Source organism: Snodgrassella sp. W8135, from assembly GCF_016101225.1.
Lineage (GTDB): Bacteria > Pseudomonadota > Gammaproteobacteria > Burkholderiales > Neisseriaceae > Snodgrassella > Snodgrassella alvi.
Map to the genome: position 1 here is coordinate 26,141 of NZ_JACFQX010000007.1, position 22,048 is coordinate 48,188.

At 45.0% G+C, this 22,048-nt stretch carries 21 protein-coding genes and 1 riboswitch; of the genes, 6 read left to right on the forward strand and 15 right to left on the reverse strand.

Features of this window, described 5'->3' with window-relative positions; translation table 11 throughout:
- Window positions 1-176: 176 nt before the first annotated feature.
- The 5 genes from purB to queF all read right to left on the reverse strand — a co-directional run bounded on the left by purB (window position 177) and on the right by queF (window position 4,956).
- Window positions 177-1,547 (reverse strand): adenylosuccinate lyase, encoded by a 1,371-nt coding sequence (gene purB, locus H3T75_RS10350; protein WP_084563985.1) that lies wholly within the window; start codon window positions 1,545-1,547, stop codon window positions 177-179.
- Between the two features lie 40 nt (window positions 1,548-1,587).
- Window positions 1,588-2,427, reverse strand: a complete 840-nt coding sequence (locus tag H3T75_RS10355; protein WP_198211675.1) for a glycosyltransferase family 2 protein — start codon at window positions 2,425-2,427, stop codon at window positions 1,588-1,590.
- A 63-nt stretch (window positions 2,428-2,490) separates the two neighbouring features.
- A protein-coding gene (gene prfB, locus H3T75_RS10360; protein WP_096766013.1) for a peptide chain release factor 2 occupies window positions 2,491-3,595 on the reverse strand; the annotation gives its coding sequence in 2 pieces (ribosomal slippage) (window positions 2,491-3,513 and window positions 3,515-3,595; 1,104 coding nt in all).
- Window positions 3,596-3,725: 130 nt separating this feature from the next.
- Window positions 3,726-4,385, reverse strand: coding sequence for a 7-cyano-7-deazaguanine/7-aminomethyl-7-deazaguanine transporter (locus H3T75_RS10365; protein ID WP_198211676.1), 660 nt, complete (start codon window positions 4,383-4,385; stop codon window positions 3,726-3,728).
- Window positions 4,386-4,485: 100 nt separating this feature from the next.
- A complete protein-coding gene (queF, locus tag H3T75_RS10370) occupies window positions 4,486-4,956 on the reverse strand; it encodes a preQ(1) synthase (protein WP_025329682.1) in 471 nt (156 codons plus the stop codon).
- 6 nt (window positions 4,957-4,962) lie between these two features.
- A riboswitch (PreQ1 riboswitch) is annotated at window positions 4,963-5,007 on the reverse strand.
- 270 nt (window positions 5,008-5,277) lie between these two features.
- Here queF and aroG point away from each other — a divergent pair.
- Complete coding sequence (gene aroG / locus H3T75_RS10375; RefSeq protein WP_025329681.1) at window positions 5,278-6,333, forward strand: 3-deoxy-7-phosphoheptulonate synthase AroG; 1,056 nt, start codon at window positions 5,278-5,280, stop codon at window positions 6,331-6,333.
- Window positions 6,334-6,394: 61 nt separating this feature from the next.
- Here aroG and ftsX read toward each other — a convergent pair whose 3' ends face one another.
- A complete protein-coding gene (gene ftsX / locus H3T75_RS10380) occupies window positions 6,395-7,312 on the reverse strand; it encodes a permease-like cell division protein FtsX (protein WP_198211684.1) in 918 nt (305 codons plus the stop codon).
- A complete protein-coding gene (gene ftsE, locus H3T75_RS10385; RefSeq protein ID WP_198211677.1) occupies window positions 7,303-7,956 on the reverse strand; it encodes a cell division ATP-binding protein FtsE in 654 nt (217 codons plus the stop codon). The genes ftsX and ftsE overlap by 10 nt, the downstream gene beginning before the upstream one ends.
- A 130-nt stretch (window positions 7,957-8,086) precedes the next feature.
- Between ftsE and grxC the strand changes: the two genes are divergently transcribed.
- Entirely contained in the window at window positions 8,087-8,344 is a 258-nt protein-coding gene (grxC, locus tag H3T75_RS10390) for a glutaredoxin 3 (protein WP_198211678.1), read from the forward strand.
- 86 nt (window positions 8,345-8,430) lie between these two features.
- Entirely contained in the window at window positions 8,431-8,895 is a 465-nt protein-coding gene (secB, locus tag H3T75_RS10395) for a protein-export chaperone SecB (RefSeq protein WP_084550590.1), read from the forward strand.
- Window positions 8,896-8,989: 94 nt separating this feature from the next.
- Here secB and H3T75_RS10400 read toward each other — a convergent pair whose 3' ends face one another.
- Window positions 8,990-10,282, reverse strand: a complete 1,293-nt coding sequence (locus tag H3T75_RS10400) for an MFS transporter (protein ID WP_198211679.1) — start codon at window positions 10,280-10,282, stop codon at window positions 8,990-8,992.
- 212 nt (window positions 10,283-10,494) lie between these two features.
- Here H3T75_RS10400 and H3T75_RS10405 point away from each other — a divergent pair, with 212 nt between their 5' ends.
- Complete coding sequence (locus H3T75_RS10405; RefSeq protein ID WP_198211680.1) at window positions 10,495-11,514, forward strand: sulfate ABC transporter substrate-binding protein; 1,020 nt, start codon at window positions 10,495-10,497, stop codon at window positions 11,512-11,514.
- Window positions 11,515-11,608: 94 nt separating this feature from the next.
- Here H3T75_RS10405 and cysI read toward each other — a convergent pair whose 3' ends face one another.
- Window positions 11,609-13,378: an assimilatory sulfite reductase (NADPH) hemoprotein subunit gene (cysI, locus tag H3T75_RS10410; protein ID WP_198211681.1), complete on the reverse strand. Its 1,770-nt coding sequence runs from the start codon at window positions 13,376-13,378 to the stop codon at window positions 11,609-11,611.
- 166 nt (window positions 13,379-13,544) lie between these two features.
- On the opposite strand from cysI, the gene H3T75_RS10415 reads away from it, so the two are divergent.
- On the forward strand, window positions 13,545-13,754 hold the full coding sequence (locus H3T75_RS10415) for a DUF1653 domain-containing protein (RefSeq protein WP_198190489.1): 210 nt from the start codon (window positions 13,545-13,547) through the stop codon (window positions 13,752-13,754).
- Window positions 13,755-13,834: 80 nt separating this feature from the next.
- On the opposite strand, the gene mnmE is transcribed toward H3T75_RS10415, so the two are convergent.
- On the reverse strand, window positions 13,835-15,211 hold the full coding sequence (mnmE, locus tag H3T75_RS10420) for a tRNA uridine-5-carboxymethylaminomethyl(34) synthesis GTPase MnmE (RefSeq protein ID WP_198211682.1): 1,377 nt from the start codon (window positions 15,209-15,211) through the stop codon (window positions 13,835-13,837).
- 72 nt (window positions 15,212-15,283) lie between these two features.
- Window positions 15,284-15,610 (reverse strand): FKBP-type peptidyl-prolyl cis-trans isomerase, encoded by a 327-nt coding sequence (locus tag H3T75_RS10425; RefSeq protein WP_025329671.1) that lies wholly within the window; start codon window positions 15,608-15,610, stop codon window positions 15,284-15,286.
- Window positions 15,611-15,713: 103 nt separating this feature from the next.
- Here H3T75_RS10425 and H3T75_RS10430 point away from each other — a divergent pair, with 103 nt between their 5' ends.
- Window positions 15,714-16,652 carry a D-2-hydroxyacid dehydrogenase gene (locus H3T75_RS10430; protein ID WP_198211683.1) on the forward strand — a complete coding sequence of 313 codons (939 nt, stop codon included), beginning with the start codon at window positions 15,714-15,716 and terminating at the stop codon, window positions 16,650-16,652.
- Window positions 16,653-16,655: 3 nt separating this feature from the next.
- On the opposite strand, the gene H3T75_RS10435 is transcribed toward H3T75_RS10430, so the two are convergent.
- The 4 genes from H3T75_RS10435 to H3T75_RS10450 form a co-directional block, all read right to left on the reverse strand.
- Entirely contained in the window at window positions 16,656-17,843 is a 1,188-nt protein-coding gene (locus H3T75_RS10435) for a DUF2827 domain-containing protein (RefSeq protein WP_198190488.1), read from the reverse strand.
- A gap of 107 nt (window positions 17,844-17,950) precedes the next feature.
- On the reverse strand, window positions 17,951-19,081 hold the full coding sequence (locus H3T75_RS10440; protein ID WP_110413710.1) for a DUF2827 domain-containing protein: 1,131 nt from the start codon (window positions 19,079-19,081) through the stop codon (window positions 17,951-17,953).
- A gap of 3 nt (window positions 19,082-19,084) precedes the next feature.
- On the reverse strand, window positions 19,085-20,230 hold the full coding sequence (locus H3T75_RS10445; protein WP_100125704.1) for a DUF2827 domain-containing protein: 1,146 nt from the start codon (window positions 20,228-20,230) through the stop codon (window positions 19,085-19,087).
- A gap of 100 nt (window positions 20,231-20,330) precedes the next feature.
- Window positions 20,331-22,048: YadA family autotransporter adhesin (locus H3T75_RS10450; protein WP_370570090.1), on the reverse strand; the 1,718-nt coding region annotated here is incomplete at its 5' end.

Here is a 22,048-nt window from a genome sequence, read left to right on the forward strand (position 1 = left end):
GTTAAAAGTTATTTGCATTAATCTGACTGAGCGGGCTAAGCTGTCTATGATTATATTTTTTGAGCTATGCCATAATATATCTTGCACTTTTACAATAATATTTAAAAGTCAGTTTATTGAATTACTTTAAGATAAGGGGAAAGAATTTCGCTGCTTTCCCCTGTTAATCATTATATTCAGATTCGTTCTGCCAGCTCCTGAGCCTTGCCTACATATAATGCAGGAGTAAGCGCCAGTAACTGTGCTTTTGCTGTGTCAGGAATAGCCAGCTGATTAATAAATGCTTGCAGACTTTCTGGGGTAATTCCATGCTTACCACGGGTAAGTTCTTTAAGTTGCTCATACGGGTTGGCTATCCCATAGCGACGCATTACTGTCTGAATCGGCTCAGCCAGCAGCTCCCATGTTGCATCCAGATCTGCGGCAAACGCAGCAGGATTGATTTCCAGCTTATTCAGACCACGCAAATGCGCTGTCAGTCCCAATATAGTGTAACCGAAGCCTGTCCCCATATTACGCAATACAGTACTATCGGTTAAATCACGCTGCCAGCGAGATACTGGCAATTTTTCAGCAAAGAAACCCAGCACAGCATTGGCCATACCCAGATTACCTTCTGAATTTTCAAAATCAATCGGATTGACTTTATGTGGCATGGTAGAAGAACCAACTTCTCCGGCTTTAACTTTTTGTCTGAAATAACCAATAGAGATATAACCCCAGATATCACGGTTAAAATCGATCAGAATGGTGTTTATACGGCTAATCGTCTGGAAAAATTCTGCCATATAATCATGTGGTTCAATCTGAATAGTATAGGGGTTAAAGGTCAGCCCCAGATTATATTCGACAAAACGGCGGCAATGTCCTTCCCAGTCTATATCGGGATAGGCAACCAGATGCGCGTTGTAATTACCTACAGCACCATTGATTTTACCCAGAAACTGCTGTTGCCGGACTGATTCCATTTGTCTTTGCAGACGAGCCACGACATTGGCGATTTCTTTACCCAGTGTACTGGGAGTAGCCGGCTGCCCATGGGTGCGGCACATCATAGGCAAAGCAGCATGAGTATGCGCCAGATTGCGCAATACAGTTATTAGTTCATTAAGCTTAGGCAGCAGTACTTCATCACGAGCCTGTTTCAGCATCAGAGCATGTGAAAGATTATTGATATCCTCACTGGTACAGGAAAAATGAATGAATTCACTGACTGCCATAACTTCAGGTACATTGGCAAAACGCTGTTTCAGCCAGTATTCAATAGCTTTCACATCATGATTGGTTGTGGCTTCTATAGCTTTAACTGCTTCGGCATCTGCTATTGAAAATTCAGCAATAACACGATCAATTTCTGCAATGGTGGCCGGACTGAATGGCTGAACTTCACTAATTCCAGCTTCGGCTGCCAGTGCTTTCAGCCAGCCAAGCTCAACCTGTACGCGAGCATGCATCAGACCATATTCAGAAAAAATCGGGCGCAAATCAGCCACAGACGATGCATAGCGCCCATCCAGCGGAGACAGCGCATATAACGGATTTATCATGTTTCTTCTACTTCCAGAGTTATCAAAAGACAATTTTCAGTTAATCCAAAGTTTCGGTATTAACCGGTTCATCAGTAAAAAACTGTAGTGCCTGCTTTCCCGGTTTCGGATGATTCAGTATCTGACGCAAATCATGCAAACGGTGCACAATAGTCTGAGTAACAGCATTGGCTTGCTGCAACGCAGACTCATCACAGTCAGAATGAGTCTGTCCGAACAGCATCGAATCCAGCAGTTTACATACATACATACTGTCATGACCATAAAAATTGACACCGATGTCGGTCATGCCGGCTTTATCAAAAAGGGTAGCGACCATGCAGCTTTCTATTGTCGCCAGACCAAGTGCACCATCTTCCCCGCCCAGCTGCCGAAACAGCGAGTCAGCCGGAAAACCACCACAGGCAAGAAAATAGGCACGGTTAAAAACAGTATTGGTAGCGGTAATCATTTCAAATGTGCGCCAGGCCAGATTAAACTGTTCATGCTTACAGTATTTTTCCGGAATATTGTATCCGGTTACCGGCAGGCGCAATAAACCGCTGTTCGGGCGAAAGTGAAATACAGCACATGCTGCCTGTAAGGCATAAGGCTGATAGGCGTCATCGGCATCCAGAAAAGCAATGTGACTGCTGACAGACAGTAATGCTCCCCAGTTGCGCGCCAGCGCAGGTCCGCGGTTAGAAGCCAGATATTCTGCACGAATTTTTTGCGGATAACGCTGTTGCCACTGTTGGATCAAGGTGACGGTATTATCGGTGGAAGCATCATCAACCAGCCACAGACAACCGAGTTCCGGCTGCGCCAGCACACTTTCTACAGCCCGTCCCAGTGTATTTTCTGCGTTGTAGCAGGGAATAATGACATCAATATAATTCATGCTGCTACACACCTTAAAAAATTAAGGCTGTCTGAATACATCAGACAGCCGCGTGACTGTTTCTTAAACACCCTGTTTCAGACTGGCTTCAATAAAGCCATCAAGGTCGCCATCCATAACTGCCTTGATATTGCCGACTTCATAGCCGGTACGTAAATCCTTGATTCGCGAAGAGTCGAATACATAAGAACGAATCTGATGTCCCCAGCCCACATCATCTTTACTGGCTTCCAGATTCTGCTTTTCTTCATTACGACGGCGCATTTCCAGCTCGAACAATTTTGCCTTAAGCATATTCATTGCTTCTTCGCGGTTGCGGTGCTGAGAACGGTCATTCTGGCACTGCACCACAATACCGGTTGGTTCATGAGTAATACGTACAGCTGAATCAGTTTTATTAATGTGCTGACCACCAGCTCCAGAAGCACGATAGGTATCAATACGCAAATCAGCCGGATTGATTTCAATTTCAAAGCTGTCATCGACTTCCGGATAAACAAATACCGATGCAAATGAAGTATGCCGTTTATTATTTGAATCAAAAGGTGAATACCGTACCAGACGGTGAATACCGGTTTCAGTACGCAGCAATCCGTAAGCGTATTCTCCGTCTAGTTTGATGGTAGCACGATTCACACCGGCAATTTCGCCTTCATCTTCTTCAAGTATTTCTACTTTGAAGCCTTTGCGTTCGCCATAGCGCACGTACATGCGCAACAGCATCCCAGCCCAGTCTTCGGCCTCTGTACCGCCGGCGCCGGCAACAATATCTATGAAGCAGTTATTAACATCGGCAGGCTGATTAAACATACGTTTGAATTCAAGCTGTGCCAGTTCATCCTGTAACGCGGTAATATCTGCCTGAACCGCTTCAAAACCGTCTGTATCATTTTCCTCCACAGCCATCTGCAGCAGCATCCGGTTATCTTCGATACCGCTGTGCAGATGATCCAGTGTGAGTACGATACCCTCCAGCACTTTGCGTTCTTTACCGACTTCCTGAGCTTTTTTCGGATCATTCCACAACTCAGGATCTTCTGACAGACCAATTACTTCTTCGAGGCGGTCTTTTTTGCCAGCGTAGTCAAAGATACCTCCGTAAATCGTGACTACGGGATGCCATATCATCCAGAATATTATTTAATTGATTAATCTGCTCCGCTTCCATGATGTTCTCTTAGCCATGTATTTGAAAATAGGCGCGTATTATAACAGAAGCCGGTGTGTCAATCAGGCCGCTTTTAAGCGGCCTGATGATAAAGAATAAATTGTAATCAGATGTTGATTGATAATTCTTTTTACCCGTTTACGGTACGTGGCGCCAAAGCAGTTAGTTTGTATAATAAATAGCGCAGTACGATACCATAAGTAGGCAGGAAAAACAGAGCGGCAACGCTGATTTTGAACGCATAATCGGTCAGGGAAATCTGTAACCAGTTCTCGGCCATAAATGCATCCGGCGAATGGTAAAACGCAACAGCAAAAAACAGCAATGTATCTACAGCACTGCCTAAAACAGCAGAAGCACTGGGAGCAGACCACCAGCGCCGGCACTGCCGCAGCCGGTTAAATACCAGAATATCCATCAGCTGACCGACCACATAGGCTGTAAAACTGGCCAGGGCAATGCGGGCAACAAATAAATCAAAATGGCTTAATGCCGCCCAGCCCATCCAGTGCCCGTCCTGAAACAGGACAGAAATGGCATAAGAAAACAGTAATGATGGCAGCATTACCCAGAAAATGATTCGGCGCGCCAGACCTGAACCAAAAATTCGTACAGTTAAATCAGTGGTAAGAAAAATAAACGGAAAGGTAAAAGCACCCCAGGTATTGTGTAATCCAAATAAAGTAAAAGGGAACTGTACCAGATAATTACTGGCTACGATTACCAGCATGTGCCAGAACGTCAGCCAGCGCAATGCCTTATAGCGTTGCGCATCAGAAAATTCATACATATTTATTCCTATCAGTCGTATCGGTAACTGCGCCAGGCAGTAAAACTGCCCGGATGATGTAAACCGGCAGCCTGAGATACTTGTGTCATTTTAAGAAGACTTATTTCACCTGAAACTGAAGTAAGCGCTGTGCAGCCATATCGCTATAACGTGTATCAGGCTCACCATAATTGGCATACGGATGGATGGCGATACCGCCACGCGGTGTAAATTCACCATATACCTCAATGTATTTGGGCTGCATCAGGGCAATCAGGTCTTTCATGATGATATTGACACAATCTTCATGAAAATCACCATGATTGCGGAAACTGAACAGATACAGTTTTAACGATTTACTTTCTACCATACGCAAACGCGGTAAATAATTGATATAAATGGTAGCAAAGTCCGGCTGGCCGGTTTTCGGGCACAGACTGGTGAATTCAGGACAGATAAATTTAACGAAATAATCGTTATCAGGGTGTTGATTGTCGAAGGCTTCCAGCAGCTCCGGGGCATAATCACTACGGTATTCCGTATGCTGATTACCCAGCAGGCTCACCGTGCCCAGATTATTTTGCGCACGCATATATTTGATTTCCTAGTTTTTTTATGTGGGAGGTTTACGAACCACAGGGTGGGCGATTGTACCTGAAATTTGTCTGAAATCAAAACTATATCAGTAAAATCCGCTCTATTCCGCAAAGACAATATAATGGTTATTATTGGTATATTATTCCGATAATTTATAAAAAATCATCATAAAAAATAATTAAATGTTATTTAAATCCGAATTTAAGCAATAATATATCTTTACCAAAGTTTTGTCCTTGCTTTTTAAGCATATTCATTATAGCCTGATGGATAAATCACGAAAAATTTAAAATAATAGAGTCAGACAGGAATTACTATGAATCAGGTAGCATCCCGCCCAATTGATGATGTCAGAATTAAAGAAATTAAGGAACTGTTGCCACCCATTGCTCATTTATACGAATTGCCCATTACAGAGCAGGCCTCTGAGGTAGTACACAATACACGCCATGCTATTGCTGATCTAGTACATGGCAAGGATAAACGTCTACTGGTGATTATCGGTCCGTGTTCTATCCATGATCCGGCAGCTGCTATTGAATACGCTCAGCGTCTGAATGTATTACGTGAAAAATATGCACAAGAATTATTGATTGTTATGCGGGTTTACTTTGAAAAACCGCGTACTACGGTAGGCTGGAAAGGATTTATTAACGATCCGCATATTGATGGTTCCTATGATATTAACTATGGTTTGCGTCTGGCACGTAAACTGCTGCTGGAATTAAACAATATGGGGATGCCGGCAGCTACCGAATTTCTGGACATGATTACTCCGCAGTATTTTGCCGACCTGATTTCATGGGGAGCGATTGGTGCCCGTACAACCGAAAGTCAGGTACACCGTGAGCTGGCCTCAGGTTTAAGCTGTCCGGTAGGTTTCAAAAATGGTACTGACGGCAATCTGAAAATTGCTATTGATGCCATTGGTGCTTCCAGCCATCCGCATCATTTTCTTTCAGTAACCAAGGCCGGCCATTCAGCCATTGTACGCACCAGCGGCAATCCTGACTGCCACATCATTCTGCGTGGCGGTAAAGAGCCTAATTACAGCCATGAATATGTACAGGCGGCAGTAAATGAACTGAACAAAAATCAGGTTACTCCTAATCTGATGATCGATTGCAGCCATGCCAACAGCCGCAAGGATTACCGCCGGCAAATGGAGGTAGCACAGGATATTGCCGCACAGATTCAGGCAGGTGAACAGCACATTATGGGCGTAATGGTAGAAAGTAATCTGATGGCCGGACGACAGGATAACCCGGAAAATTACGGTCAGAGTATTACCGATGCCTGTATTGGCTGGGAAGAAACAGAAACTATGCTTGCCTTACTGGCACAGGCTGCACAGGCACGTCAGCAAAAGTAAACAGTATCGACACTAATATGTGATACCTTAAAATTATCCCCGCTATTTGCGGGGATAATTTTTACCGTACTGATTTAAAGCTAAGCAAATGCTGACGCGTAGCCAGCCATGCGCCCAGCATACCCAATCCGCAGACTACCAGCATAATAGCCAGTATTTCCCATAGATTGAAAAAACGCCAGACAACATGCACGCCATACGGCTGTAAAATCGCACTGAGTAAAGGCTGGACCTGATAATTAAGCCAGTAACACAAACCAATGCTGATTGCCGCAGCCAGCAGACTCTGCCAGATAGCCAGATACAGGAACGGCCGGCGGATAAATGATGCCGGAGCGCCCAGCAGTTTGGTAATTTCGATTTCTTCCCGATGGCTGAGAATTTGTAACCGGATAGTGTTGTAAGCAACCAGAGCAAAAGCCAGACCCAGTGTAATGGCCAGAAACCACAACAACTGATGGACAAACTGATTAATCTGATACAGCGTCTGCATCCACTCAGCATCCATTTTTACGCTTTCAACCATAGGTAATTGTTCAAGCTGAGTCTGTAAGGCAGTCAGTTCTTCCGGCGAACCTGCCTGCGGTGTAACCGTGAATGCATCCGGCAGAGGGTTACTGTCAAGCATTGAAACCAAATCCTGATTACCCATGCTGCGCTGCAACTCTTCCAGCCCTTGCTGTTTACTCACAAATACTACTTTTTCAAGTTGTTTATTGGCCTTTAAGGCTTCTTCAACGGTGTGATTATCACTGGCAGTGGCATTAATCTGCATATAAAGTGTCATGGTAGGCACTTCATTCATCTGTCCCAGTACCTGCTGACCGCTCTGTACACCCAGATACAGAGCCAGCGGTAAAGTCATGGCAATGGCCAGCATAAGTAAAATCAGCAGGGTTGCTACCGGCTGACGCAGTAATTGACGTAATGCCTTGCATGCCGCTTCTTTGTGCAGAGAAATAAACTGGATCATGCGTATAACCTGCCTTCCTGTAAGCGGATAATACGGTGTCCGTAGTCTGCCATTAATGTTTCATCATGTGCTGCCACCATAACTGTCGTACCGGCCTCATGAAATGTTTTAAACAATTCCATAATATCCAGTGCATAGGCTCTGTCCAGATTGGCAGACGGTTCATCTGCAATCAGCAGGCTGGGCTGATGTACCACAGCACGCGCAATACACAACCGCTGCTGCTCGCCGCCGGACAAAGTAATCGGATCAGCCAGTTCACGTCCGCTCAGACCAACTTTTTCAATCGCTATCCGCGCCCGCCGTTCAGCCTGTTTACGTTCATAACCGGTGATACGCAGAGGTAACATCACATTTTGCAACACATTGCGGTCAAATAATAATTTATGATCCTGAAAAACGATACCAATATGCTGACGCAAATAACCGAGCTGGTTATCATTTAGCCGCCCCAAATCCTGATTATTCAGCCAGACCTTGCCCTTAGTAGGTTTAACAATACCGCTTATCAGTTTAAGAATTGTTGACTTACCTGCACCGGAATGGCCTGCAATAAAAATCATTTCACCTTTGCTGATAGAAAAACTTAAGTTTTTCAGCGCAGTAAAACCGCCCGGATACGTTTTCGAAACCTGTTCAAAACGAATCATCTTTATATGTCCGTTTGTTATATAAGTATTGTTCGATTATACCGCAGCATACGCTCAAAGAAAGCCTGCACCTATCCAGTATCGCAAGTTCGCGGTATGCTTATACCTGTCCGTAAATAAGGAAACTGCAATGCAACCGATTACCATGTATACCACCGGGGTATGCCCTTATTGCCAGATGGCCAAAGCATTACTCAAACAAAAAGGTATAACTGATATCAATGAAATCCGCGTTGATACCGATGCGCAAATCCGAGAGCAGATGATGCAGCGTACCGGCCGCCGGACTGTTCCGCAGATTTATATCGGTGAGGTACATGTCGGCGGCTTTGATGATTTGAATGCTTTGAATCAAGCAGGTAAACTAGACGCTCTGCTCGCAGGTTAAGCACGTACTATCTTTTTTCACTTTTCATCCGGTACAACCAGATGAAATCTGCAATATTAATTTTATTCCCTTGTTGAAAGAAAAGCATGAGCAAAAAAGAAAAAACACCAGAACAAACCTCACAACAACCGGTATTCAGTATTGAAAAAATTTATCTGAAAGATTTATCACTGGAAGTACCGCATGCGCCACAGATCTTTCTGGAAAGCGGAGAACCACAAATTGAAATGCGTGTTACTTCTGCTTCTGAAAAACTGGAAGATGAATTTTATAATGTGACAGTAACTGTTACCGTTACTGCAAAAATGACTGAAGAACGTGTATTGTTTCTGAATGAAGTGGCACAAAGCGGTATCTTCCGCATTGCCAACATCCCGGATGAAGATGTAGAGCTGCTGCTGGCTGTAGCTGCTCCGAATATTCTGTTCCCTTATGCACGCGAAACTGTATCTAATACCATTACACGCTCCGGCTTCCCGCCGGTATTGCTGGCTCCGATCAATTTCGAAGCTATGTATCAGGCTGAACAGGCTAACGCCGGCAATGCCTGATATAGAATTATAGACAAAAAGCTGCTTTATCCCGATACAATAATACTTGCGGATAAAGCAGCTTTTTTATATCTGTTACTATGCAGCTACAGCATTACCGGTAACGGTGTTGAAATACTCCGGCAGCCAGTATACCTACTACACATAAAGGCAGAATATAATACATTGCACCAATCGGACTAAAATGACTTAACCACTGCACCAGAGGTAAGGTAATACTGCCGACAATGGCGTAAGCCACATTGTAGGAAAAAGAAATCCCTGTAAACCGTATAGCCGGCGGAAACATTCGTATCATGGCAGCTGAAACAATACCGGCCACACCAGCCGCCAGCCCCAGCAATAGGTACAGAATAAAAATCAGGCTATCACTGTATTTGCCCAGTGCCGGATAAAATAATGCTGTCATTACACCTGTAAACACAATTCCACCAATCAGTACCCGTCCGGTACCCAGCCGATCAGCCAGCAAACCATAAATCACACAGCCCAGCATTTGCATCACAATAGCCATACTCTGCATTTCAAATGTCTGCATACGGGAAAATCCGAAACTACCGGGTAATAGCTGCGGCATCGCCAGAAAAAACACCACAATACAGCCAGTCAGAAACCAGGTAAGCAGCATGCCGATAGATACAGCAGTTTTATATTTAGAAACCAGAACTTTAACCGGCATTTCCGTTGCCAGCTCCTTGCGTTGCTGCATTGCTTTGAAAACCGGCGTTTCATGCAGATAGCTGCGCAAATACAGAGTCAGCAGCCCAAACAGCCCGCCAATAATAAAAGGTATGCGCCATGCTCCGTTCAGAATAGCTTCACTACTGAATTGTTTTTCCATACCCAGCGCAATCAGAGAGCCCAGTAATATTCCCAGCGACAATCCGCCTGTAAGAAAACCATTTGCCATACCAATACGTTTTTCAGGTACATGTTCAGACACAAAAGTCCAGGCTGCCGGAATTTCTCCGCCAATAGCCACACCCTGTATCATGCGTAATACTAATAGCAGTATAGGAGCTGCATAGCCGATAGTAGCAAAAGTAGGCATCAGACCCAGACATAGCGTAGGTAAAGCCATCATCATAATAGACAATGAAAACAAACGTTTGCGCCCGAATAAATCACCAAAATGCGCCATTACAATACCGCCCAGAGGACGAAACAAATAACCGGCAGCAAAAATTCCATAAGTATTCAGCAGCGCCCAGAATGAATTTAAACCTGCCGGAAAAAACACTTTAGACAGTTGATCGGCATAAAAAGCATAAATGACAAAATCATAAAATTCCAGTGCCCCGCCAAAGGATGACAGCATCAGCGTACGCACATCTTCCCGTGTTAACAGCTTTTGTTCAGCTGCAACATCTGCATTCCGGCTCTTCATGTAACTTTCTCAATTAAACAGATAAAAAAAATTAAAAGCGGTTTATAACAGCCTAAGCCAACTTTTTCAAATTCACAGCCCTCACTACTTACATTCCATCTGATTATCAGACTGCTATCTTGCTTTTGGTTATAAAGAAACAAAAAAACAGTATTTCCGTACCCGCACCAGCATTGCTACATTAAAACCTCGTCTAAAACCTATTTTCTGGCATGAATATATTCTGGCGCTACGGTCTGCTGGCAGCAATAATTGCAGGTCTGACATCTTGCGATAACAACTCCGGCAGCAGAGCAACTCTGCTGAACGCTTCTTACGATGCTACACGTGAATTGTATCAGCACTATAATACTGATTTTGAAAACTACTGGTATCAGCAAACCGGTCAGAAAGTGCATATCCGCCAGTCCAACGGAGGTTCCGGTAAACAGGCTATTGCTGTACAGAATGGTCTTAAAGCCGATGTGGTCACACTGGCACTGGCCGGAGACATCAATGCTCTGAACCGTGGCAAAAAAACATTACTGCAACCGGACTGGCAGCAGCGTTTACCCCATAACAGCACCCCCTATACCTCTACCATTGTTTTTCTGGTGCGTAAGGGCAATCCCAAACACATCCGCGACTGGGGAGATCTGATCCGTAACAATGTTCAGATTATCACACCTAATCCTAAAACATCCGGTGGTGCACGCTGGAATTTTCTCGCTGCATGGGCTTGGGCGAAGCATCAGCCAAACGGTAGTGATGCCAGTGCTCAGGCATATCTGCAGGCTTTACTCCGGCATGTACCCATGATGGACACCGGAGCACGTGCCGCTACCATCACCTTTACCCACCGCCAGCTCGGCGATGTATTACTGGCATGGGAAAATGAAGCCAGACTGGCACTCAAGCAGTCTCCTGACGAATTTGAAATCGTCACACCGTCACTTTCAATTTTATGTGAACCACCGGTAGCCGTTGTTGACGGTAATGTTCTTACCCCGGATAAACGCCGGCTGGCCACTGCCTATCTGCAATATCTGTATAGCGACAGTGCCCAGCGTCTGATAGCACAAAGTTATTTCAGACCGGTGAATCCGAAAATCATGGCAGAATACCGGCACCAGTTTCCCAGCCTGCAACTGGTGACCATTGATAAAGAATTTGGTGGCTGGAAAGAAGCTCAACAACGCTTTTTCAGCGATGGCGGTATATTTGATCAGATATATGCCAATCAGCAGCCGTAATCTGACACCATAGATACAAAATAGTCCGGACCTGTTATCAGGTATCCGGACTATTTACTTAAATCACAGAAATTTCTCTTTTCTGATTAGTCATTTACACTGAAACTTTATCTGCATCCCAGAAATCTACTGCGGCATCTACTACCGGTTTAACAATACCGGTACGAATAGCAAAATCACCAAAATCCTCAGCATTATTACGCTTCTGTGCCCAGCGCGCAATCCAATCCTGCAAGATAGCCAGCACTTCATCAACTGTAATATTCTCGCGGAACAAACGCGGAATACGCGTGCCAGCCCGGTTACCGCCAACGTACAGATTATAACGGCCGACTGCTTTGCCTATCAGCCCGATTTCAGCCAGTAACGCACGGCCGCAGTTATTCGGACAACCGGTTACCCGCAGAATAATATGCTCCTTAGACAAACCATATTGCGCCATAAGCGCATCGACCTGATCAATGAAACCGGATAAAAACCGTTCAGATTCAGCCATAGCCAGCGGACAGGTTGGAAAAGCCACACAGGCCATACTGTTTTTACGCTGTTCCGTGATTTCATCGTCAATGAGTTTATATTTACGGGCAATCCGTTCAATTTCATCCTTATCTTCAGCATGCACACCGGCAATAATCACATTCTGATTGGCTGTCAGGCGGAAATCACCTTTATGAATTCTGGCTAATTCACGCATACCGGTTTTCAGTGGCCGGTCAGGATAGTCAAGTAAACGGCCGTTTTCAATAAATAAGGTCAGATGCCAGCGTTCGTCTTCCCCTTGTACCCAGCCAATGCGATCACCGCGCTCAGTGAGTTCATAAGGGCGGCTGGCAGCAAATTTAAAACCCTGCCGGCGCTCAACTTCCTCCTTAAATACTTCTGCGCCTACACGCTGCAAAGTGTAACGTGTACGTGCATTTTTGCGATCACTGCGATTACCCCAGTCGCGCTGGGTAGTAACCACAGCCTCAGCACAGCGTACAGCCTGCTCCACCGGAATAAAACCAAAATCCTTAGCAGTATTCGGGAACGTACGCTGATTACCATGATCAATAGACAGCCCGCCGCCTACCAGTACATTAAAACCAACAAGATGACCGCCCTCACCAATAGCGACAAAATTCAAATCATTGGCATGTAAATCCACATCATTCAGTGGCGGAATAACCAGTGCAGTTTTAAATTTACGTGGCAAATAAGTCTTACCGTTGATCGGTTCGACCGCATCATTACTCACACCCTCTGACAATGGTGCAGCCGGTTCTGAACTAAGCACCTTTTCACCATCCAGCCAGATATCAGCATAAGCATGTGTTCGCGGCAGTAAATGCTCAGAAATCTTACACGCCCACTCATAGGCTTCACGATGCAGACTGCTTTCAATCGGGTTACTGGTGCACAGCACATTACGATTAATATCACCGGCGGTAGCAATTGAATCCAGACCGAGCTGATGCAGCCACTGATGCATCGGTTTAATATCAGGTTTCAGCACGCCATGAAACTGAAATGTCTGGCGTGTAGTCAGACGAATACTGCCATAAAGTGTATGTGCAGTAGCAAATTCATCGATTCCCAGCCATTGTTTCGGGGTAATAATTCCACCGGGCAGACGGCAGCGCATCATTACATTTTTCAACGGTTCCAGTCTGGCTGCCTGTCGCTGGGCACGGACATCGCGGTCATCCTGCTCGTACATACCATGAAAACGAATCAGCTGAAAATCATCACCATTAAACCCGCCGGTAATCCCGTCATGTAAATCGGCAGCAATCTGCCCGTATAAATAATTACTTTCACCTTTCAGCCGTTCATTATCGGCCAATGGTGCATCTGGCATTCTGGCTCGCGGGTCATTATTCATTTACAGTATTCCTTAATATGGCATCTTGTTATAATTCATTCAAACCATTGTATAATTAATCGGCTTTCAGCCAAAAGAATACCGAGTTGTAATTAAAGAGATTTTAGTTATAACACCTCTGACAGCCGGCACTCTCCGGCTGTATCTGACTATGCAGGAAATACCTATGCAACGAGGCATTTATCAGCACTATAAAGGCAGGCTTTATCAGGTTACCGGTACAGCACGCCATAGTGAAACCGAAGAAGAACTGGTTATTTACCAGTGCCTGTACGGCGATTATTCAACCTGGGTACGTCCCAAAAGTATGTTTAATGAAACCATAAGTGTTAACGGACAACTACTGCCAAGATTTGCTTTAATACAGCCTCTTTAACCAGTAAAGCAAAAAAGCACTAACTATCCGTTAAAATTGATAGTTAGTGCTTTCATTTAGTAATAATAACTGTGTAAAATTTATTTACCAATACAAAAACGGCTGAATATAACACCCAGCAAATCATCGGCACTGAATTCACCAGTAATCTCATTCAATGCATTCTGCGCCAGACGCAAATGCTCTGCAAACAATTCAATTTGATTTTCCTGACACATACTGGCATTTAACAATTCCTCTTTGGCCTGTTCAAGCGCCTGAATGTGGCGTGTTCGTGCCAGAAAAAGCCCTTCACTTTCACCCTGCCAGCCTACCTGCTGTAATAAAGCCTGACGCAATAAGTCCAGCCCTTCACCTGTTCTGGCCGACAAAGCAATGACCTGACCGGCATCCGTTAATGCCCGCAATTTTCCCGTTTCACGTGAAACACAGCTGGCTGCTTCTCCTGTTAAATCAATCTTGTTGTGTACTTCGATTTTGTGCAAACTGGCCGGTAACTGCGCCAGAATTGCCGCAGTAGTGGCATTGAGTCCTTCACGCTGGTCAATCAGTATCAGCGCTACATCTGCCTGCTGTACAGCCTGCTGACTGCGCTCAATACCAATACGTTCAACCACATCTTCTGTTTCACGCAGACCAGCTGTATCAATAATATGGACAGGTACCCCGTCCAGAGTAATCTGTTCCCTTACTGTATCCCTGGTTGTACCGGCGATATCAGTAACAATAGCTATATCGTCGCCAGCCAGTGCATTAAGCAGACTTGATTTACCTACATTAGGCGCACCCACCAGTACCACATTCATTCCTTCACGCAGCAGTGCGCCTTGCTGTGCATGCTGTAATACCTTGTCCAGACGGTCACGTAACTGCTTAAGCTTGCCGCTTGCATCTGCGGCCTGAAGAAAATCGATGTCCTCCTCCGGAAAATCCAGAGTTGCCTCTACCAGCATACGTAAAGTAATCAGATCATCAACCAGCCGGTGAATTTCTTCAGAAAAAGCACCCTTTAAACTGCGTACCGCCATCCGTGCGGCCGACTGACTGGAAGCATCAATCAGATCAGCCACACTTTCAGCCTGTGCCAGATCCAGCTTATTATTTAAAAAGGCACGTTTAGTAAATTCACCCGGCTCTGCCAGCTGCGCACCCAGTTGCAGACAGCGCTGCAATAGCATCTGCAACACCACTGGTCCGCCATGCCCCTGCAACTCAATTACATCTTCACCGGTAAAGCTGGCCGGCTCTGCAAAATACAACAACAGACCATTATCAATAACCGCATCCTGCTCATCAACAAAATCGGTATACATCACTTTGCGCGGCACCGGTGTTTTTCCACCACTTAATTTTTGTGCCAGAGACAACAGATTTTTACCGGATAAACGTACTACGCCTACGCCACCACGTCCCGGAGCAGTCGCAATGGCAGCAATAGTCGGATTAGTTTCCATCATCAGAATCCCTGCTCATTAAAACAGTTCAGGCAGCCTGAAACAGCTGCCTGAGCAAAATCAGCGTGCAACAGCTTAATCATCAACCTGCAACAATTCCACATCAAAAATCAGTGTGGCATTAGGCGGAATCACACCACCGGCACCCCGGCTGCCATAAGCCATATGCGGCGGAATAGTCAGCTTGCGTTTACCACCCACCTTCATACCATTAAATCCTTCATCCCAGCCGGCAATAACCATACCCGCACCCAGAGTAAATGTTAACGGCTGCTGACGGGTAACACTGGAATCAAACACCGTACCGTCTTCCAGCATACCAGTATAATGTACCGTAATTTCCTTACCCTTTTGAGCTTCCGTACCCGTACCCTGCTGCAAATCTTCAATCACCAGATCCATATTCATTCATCCTTGATTAATAAATTAGCGTACACTGTAACACAGACATTCAACCCATGCATGTTATTGTCCATAGCAGGCTTTTCAATTAACAGGAGATAATATGACTACCAGCGAAATCGTTTTTCTGGACCGTGCAACCCTGCCCGAATATCCGTTTAACTTCAAATTTCCTCATCACATTACCAGCTATAGCCATACCAACCCGGATGAAGTAGCCGGCCGGATTGCTCAGGCAAATATTGTTATATCCAATAAAGTGCGAATTAATGCTGAAGCTATTCGCAATAGTCCGCACTTACAGTTAATTGCGGTGCCGGCTACCGGTCTGGATCACATTGACCGGCAAACAGCACAACAACACAATGTCGGTATTCGTAATGTTCGCGGTTATGGAAACGATACGGTTGCCGAACATGCCATGATGCTGATTCTGGCACTGATGCGCCAGTTACCTGCTTATCAGCGCGATGTTGCTGCCGGCTTATGGGAAAACAGCCCTTTTTTCTGCCATTTCGGTGCACCTATACATGATTTGAACGGCAAAACACTGGGAATTTTCGGGAAAGGTGGTATCGGACAGGCTTTAGCTGCACGGGCGCAGGCATTCGGAATGCATGTTCTCTGGGGAGAACACAAAAACGCCAGTAGTTGCCGGGATGGCTATACCCCATTTACCCAGCTATTACAACAAGCTGATGTGATTTCCCTGCATTGCCCGCTGAATGAACAAACCCGCAATATGATTGATGAAGCGGAATTAAAAATGATGAAGCCACAAGCCGTACTGATTAATGTCGGACGAGGTGGTCTGGTTGCAGAACAGCCACTGGTTGCGGCGTTGAAATATGGTCAGTTAGGCGGAGCAGGCGTAGATGTACTTAGCGAGGAACCACCGGTACATGGCAATCCGTTACTGCGAGCTCACCTGCCTAACCTGATTATTACCCCGCATATGGCATGGGGCAGCGAAGAAGCCATACAGCGTATCTGTAGCATGCTGGAGGATAATATCAATATTTTTATGCAGGAAAATAAATAGCAATTAGCGAAGTGGTCTGGCTTTCAGTTCTGTCAGTAATGCAGAATAGCCGGCCACCAAATCAGTATTATCCGGCAGAAAGCGGGCAATCTGCCGCCGCTGCTCATCTATATAATGAGCTGAGTTATCAGCATGCTCATTCATAGCAGATAGCAACTGTTTAGCACCCGCTTGCACATCATTACCCTGATAATAATAGCCAAGATCTGAAATCAGCTCAGCATTATGAATCAAAGGATATCCCTGCCAGCACACTTCCAGATAGAAATAATTTAGCGGATTTTCCCATTGGTGAGATATTACCGCATCTGTATTGGTTGCCAGAAATGTCGGTGTATCATAACGCCCCAGAAATACTGATTTGTGCTTTTTCACAATATCCAGCTGATTCATCAGCGCAATGAATTCCATGGATTTCTGCGCCATCGGCAAAGCATTACAAACCTGCAAAATATCAATAGATTCCGGTTTATCACGATAGACTATTTCAGCAATCAGAATCGGATACAGGCAGAATTTAACCACATCGATATTCGGCTCCATAACCGACAAACGCCAGCCTTTACCGGATACCGGAACCTGCCATAAACCCTGAAAAGGCATAGCTGCGGTCTTCTGATTCAGGAAGACCGGACTCCACACAAATGGCACGACACGTGCTTCGTGGCGGCGGAATATTTCAAAATAAGCCCGACTGCAATTGGCTACCTGCGGAATCATCCAGATATCATCATAACGCTGATTAATAAACAGGTTGGCCCCGCCCATATTGCGGGCAAACAAAACCGACTCCATCATATGGATATATTCAAAACCACAGCAGTAAGAAATCAGGTGTACACCCCGGTCTTTAATATAAGCCGTTTGTTCAGCACTAATCTGCCCGCCCAGTTCAATCAATACATCTATCTGATCCTTGACCTCGATAAAACTTTTGGTCGGCCATCTCTCCAAATCCCATGGTAAGCGTGAAGTAACCGGCACATCTGTTGTATTAGCCAGAACCACAGAATCTACATTAGGACAGTTTTTCAATGCTTCAGCAAGAAAAACAGCATTCTGTTTAATACCATTATTCCACAGCGTTTCTTCAGGGTGACTCAGACCAATAGTAATTCCTATACGCAGGCGCGCGGCTCCGGTATCCTGAACATGGCCAGAATTCAAATTTGATGTATTAGATAAATTCATATTTTTTTATGGAAATATTTTACCAACAACCGGTTTTATATGTTTTATCAGCAGCAGCTTTTATGCAGGAACACATTAGACTAAAATATCGATCAATTTAAGATAATCTATACTTTAAACAGAGATTTCAGTGCTTTAGTATAACAGCGCACATTACTTTCTGCCTCCGGATCCAGAGTTGCCAGAAAAGCTGTTGCTTTTTCGCGATAACCGGCAAGATTTTCATCGTGCATCTTATACGCATCTGCCAGTTTCTGCCCGCCTTCTTCGCAATCAAAATCATGGTAGCGATACCCGCAATCACCAATCAGATGCGAATTATGAATCAGCGGATAACCGCCATATAAAGCTTCATAATAAAGATAATTCTGCGCATTTTCCCACTGATGACAAACAATAGCTTCACAGTAGCGTGATACAACCTGCCAGATCGGGTAACGGCCTTCAAACGATGCCAGACCATGACGAATAATATTCAGACTATGGGCAAACAGATTAAAAGCATTCTGCTCTTTCAGATTCAGAGTATTACAAATATAGATATGTTCAATAAAATCCGGATTCAGACGATGCGCATTTTCACAGACCAGCATAGGTATATAACTGGTTTTTACCATACACATATTCGGCTCAAACATACCAATACGCCAGCGTCTGCGGCCAGGCCGATATCCGAACTTCTCATTTTCCGGCAGTCTTTCACAAGCCTTATTCAGAATAACCGGACTCCACAAATGCGGCATAATTCTGACCGGAGTACGAAAAGTACTGGCAAAATAGGGCATACAGCTTTTCTCATACTCAGGTAATGTCCATACCTCATCATATGGCGCACCTGTAATCAGCAATGCAGAAGGTTTATTGAACAGCATGCGTTCAATATCAATCACATAATCATTACCTACCCGCATACTGACTACTTTACCACCCTGAGCCTTGAAACTTATCATCCACTCTTTGGATAGCTGAGCACTCATTTCAATCATGACATCCAGCTCGTTCAGAGCACTGGCCATGTCAATTACTGGTACTGGTGAATCCTTCAGAAAATTCATTGCGTCCTGCATGTCACCGTCACCGGAACCGGCAACCAACACAGTATTACTGACAACCGGTGATTTTTGTAACAGCATCGCCAGAAACAGACAATTCTGAAAAATACCGTTTTCCCACAGCGACTGTGCTCCTTTACGCACATAAATTGAAACACCGATACGAAGTGAAGACACCGACGACATGAGTTAATTCCTTAATAATTCCGGACGATCAGCACACAGATTAGTTAATAATTGTGCATGAGCAGCGATATTGGCTTCTGTCAGAGGTGAAGTGGCCTTAAACAAAGCCTGAGAAGCCTGCCGCTGACTGCCCAGATTTTCCTCATGATGCTGCCAGGCATGAATAAGCAGTCTGCCTGCCTCTGCAGCATTAAAATCCGGATAATAATAGCCGGCACCAAACTCTTTTAACCAGGGTGAATTATGAATCAGTGGATAATCACCATACAGTGCATCCAGATACAAATAATTCTGGTCATTGCACCATTGATGCGAAACCACCGCATTGGCATGCTGTGCCATAAAACCAGCAATATCATGGCGGCCGTAAAAACACGCTTTATGATCTTTTACCAGATTCAGTGAATTGGCCAGATACAGCATTGTCAGATGATCTTTCATATGCAGCGTATTGAGCACATGCATCATACCTATTGACTGCGGCTCTGCCCGATAGGCTTCATCACAGGCCAGCATCGGAATGGATGAAGTCTTCACCACTGAAATATTAGGTTCGAAAATAGCCACATTCAACGGCGTTTTAACACCATCCTGAAGATTATCGCGCCAGCCAAAATAGAAACCATGCTCAGAAATTTCCTGCTTACGTCTGGATACAAACATCGGATCCCACAAATAGGGCGTAACATGTACCGGACAACGGTACATTGTCCGCAGCATCGGAATATAGCCCTTATCTTTAGGCAAAACCCATACTTCATCAGAACGGTCTACCGGCGGAAAACTGGTCGGTTTTTCAAAGACATTGTATTCTGCCAGACCAACATAAGGCTGACCAACACAATAAAATACCACTTTTTTCCCGCGTGCCCGCTGCAACGCCAGCCAGTGCGGACTTAACGCGCCGGCCAGTTCAATAATGACATCAAAAGCATCCTCAGCTTCCTGTTCCGACATCAGATGCAAATCAAACAAACTTAAATCAATTTGCTCTGCCATTCCCGGCTGCCCGCCCACATTAATCAGATCAACTGCTTTAACAAACGGAATAGCCTTCAGGCTCTGAACCAAAAATATAATATTCTGACTCATGCCATTTTCCCAGATATTCTGATTGGCATGAGTAATAACAGAAATACCGATACGCATGTTAATCCGTATTCTTAGTAAAAATACAATTAGTGATCAATAAATAAGATTTACAGACTTCACAGGAAAAACCCGGAAGTCTGCTTTTAATCAGGTTTTCTTACCATTTAAAGCCAAGTACTGAATTAACAGCTGTCTCTTTGCCCGTAGTAGAAACACCTGCACCCCATGTCACTTTGCCGTTCTTACTTGCTGCCTTAAAGTTAAGGCCGACAGCACCATAGCCACGATATGCACCGACACCAACACCAACGGTCTGTTCACCACCATTCAGGGAGGGCAGATAAGCACCGGACAGAGCCATGGCCAGTGCCGTACCGGAATAGGCACGACGCTCAACATGATGAATGTTGTCATTCATCTGGTTAACATATTCATTTATCATGCTAACCTGATTATTCACCCCCTTAAGCTGAGCCACATTGACTGCATCAGTATCAGCCGTACCCGCGCCAACCCCGGTTATCTGACGATATACACCTTTCGATGCATCTCCTACAGATACCGCTCCTTCTGTACTCTTCGTTGCCCGGATTGCTGCTGCCTGCTGCTGCGTTGCCGTTACCGGAATATAGCCCTCTTTACCGGCTGCTGTACTTGCTACCGATCCAGATCCAAGTGCTACGCCTCCGCTCTGAGTTACTTTCGCCTGACTGCCCAGAGCAACACCATTGGCTGACGATGCACTGGCAGAATCACCGATGGCAACTGCTGAGGTGCCGCTGGCCATTGATGCACCGCCTATTGCAACTGAATCAATTCCCTGTGCAACTGAGGCTGCTTTTGCTGAGTTACTCTTTGCATATTTAGTGCCATAATTTTCCAGATTTTCCAGAGCATCTTTTACATTATTGGCTGACACTATACTGCCTGACGGCGTAGTAATATCGTATTTAGGCTGCTTAATACTATTTGTCCCCGGTTGGGAGGCAGTACCCAGATAAGATGCTACAGAGGAAATCTGACTGTCTATGTTTTTACTGATTGCAGTTGACAGACTCGACAGTGTATCATCAGAAATAGTGCCTGCGGGCAGACCGCTTACTGCTGTTGACAGGCTTGTCAAACCAGATGACAGGGAATACAACTGATCACCATTTACTGCATCAAGAGAACCGGCTGCTATATTACCACCTTGAACACCGGTAATTTTCTGTGCAATACCTCCGCGAGCAGCATTATAAACTGCACCATTCCACAATAACGCATTCGCATTCAGCTCAGCGATACTGGAACTCATATTAGAGATACTGGTACTCATACTGCCCAAGTTTGTGCCACCCAAAGATGTTGATATCGATTCTGTAGTGGTTGACAAAGAACTCAGACCGGCAGTCAGCTCAGATTTTACTGTGTATAACTGGCCGCCATTTACCGCATCATGCGAATCTGGAGTAAGATCACCATCTGCCAGATTCATAATTTTGCCAAGATTAGAACCACGAGTCATACCGTTGATTTGGCCTGCATCAAATCCGCCTTGTTCATCATTCCATTGGATCGCATGCTCGTTCAGATAAGACATAACTGTCTGCATATTTCCGGAAGCAGTTGACACACTGCTTACTGTGCTTGACAGACTTTCATAATTACTGAACAGAGAGCTGCCTATAGAATTGATTTGACTAGTAACAGCTGATGAAACAGTTGTTGACAGACTGCTCAGACTGGTTGAAACAGAGATGTAACTGGAGAGACTAAAGAACTGACCTCCGTTAATTGCATCAGTTGAATCTGCTGATACATTACCGGCAGCTACATGGGTAATTCTTTGTGCACTTCCGCTTCCATGACTGGCATCATATGCACTTATACCGC

Bases quoted from the DNA above. Each gene is read 5' to 3' on its own strand.
- purB (WP_084563985.1), bottom strand. From the start codon at position 1,547: ATGATAAATCCGTTATATGCGCTGTCTCCGCTGGATGGGCGCTATGCA.
- H3T75_RS10365 (WP_198211676.1), bottom strand. From the start codon at position 4,385: ATGTATGAATTTTCTGATGCGCAACGCTATAAGGCATTGCGCTGGCTG.
- H3T75_RS10435 (WP_198190488.1), bottom strand. From the start codon at position 17,843: ATGAATTTATCTAATACATCAAATTTGAATTCTGGCCATGTTCAGGAT.
- mnmE (WP_198211682.1), bottom strand. From the start codon at position 15,211: ATGATGGAAACTAATCCGACTATTGCTGCCATTGCGACTGCTCCGGGA.
- H3T75_RS10355 (WP_198211675.1), bottom strand. From the start codon at position 2,427: ATGAATTATATTGATGTCATTATTCCCTGCTACAACGCAGAAAATACA.
- H3T75_RS10430 (WP_198211683.1), top strand. From the start codon at position 15,714: ATGACTACCAGCGAAATCGTTTTTCTGGACCGTGCAACCCTGCCCGAA.
- queF (WP_025329682.1), bottom strand. From the start codon at position 4,956: ATGCGTGCGCAAAATAATCTGGGCACGGTGAGCCTGCTGGGTAATCAG.
- ftsE (WP_198211677.1), bottom strand. From the start codon at position 7,956: ATGATTCGTTTTGAACAGGTTTCGAAAACGTATCCGGGCGGTTTTACT.
- H3T75_RS10400 (WP_198211679.1), bottom strand. From the start codon at position 10,282: ATGAAGAGCCGGAATGCAGATGTTGCAGCTGAACAAAAGCTGTTAACA.
- H3T75_RS10415 (WP_198190489.1), top strand. From the start codon at position 13,545: ATGCAACGAGGCATTTATCAGCACTATAAAGGCAGGCTTTATCAGGTT.
- H3T75_RS10405 (WP_198211680.1), top strand. From the start codon at position 10,495: ATGAATATATTCTGGCGCTACGGTCTGCTGGCAGCAATAATTGCAGGT.
- secB (WP_084550590.1), top strand. From the start codon at position 8,431: ATGAGCAAAAAAGAAAAAACACCAGAACAAACCTCACAACAACCGGTA.
- aroG (WP_025329681.1), top strand. From the start codon at position 5,278: ATGAATCAGGTAGCATCCCGCCCAATTGATGATGTCAGAATTAAAGAA.
- grxC (WP_198211678.1), top strand. From the start codon at position 8,087: ATGCAACCGATTACCATGTATACCACCGGGGTATGCCCTTATTGCCAG.
- H3T75_RS10425 (WP_025329671.1), bottom strand. From the start codon at position 15,610: ATGGATCTGGTGATTGAAGATTTGCAGCAGGGTACGGGTACGGAAGCT.
- H3T75_RS10445 (WP_100125704.1), bottom strand. From the start codon at position 20,230: ATGCGTATCGGTATTTCTGTTATTACTCATGCCAATCAGAATATCTGG.
- cysI (WP_198211681.1), bottom strand. From the start codon at position 13,378: ATGAATAATGACCCGCGAGCCAGAATGCCAGATGCACCATTGGCCGAT.
- H3T75_RS10440 (WP_110413710.1), bottom strand. From the start codon at position 19,081: ATGTCGTCGGTGTCTTCACTTCGTATCGGTGTTTCAATTTATGTGCGT.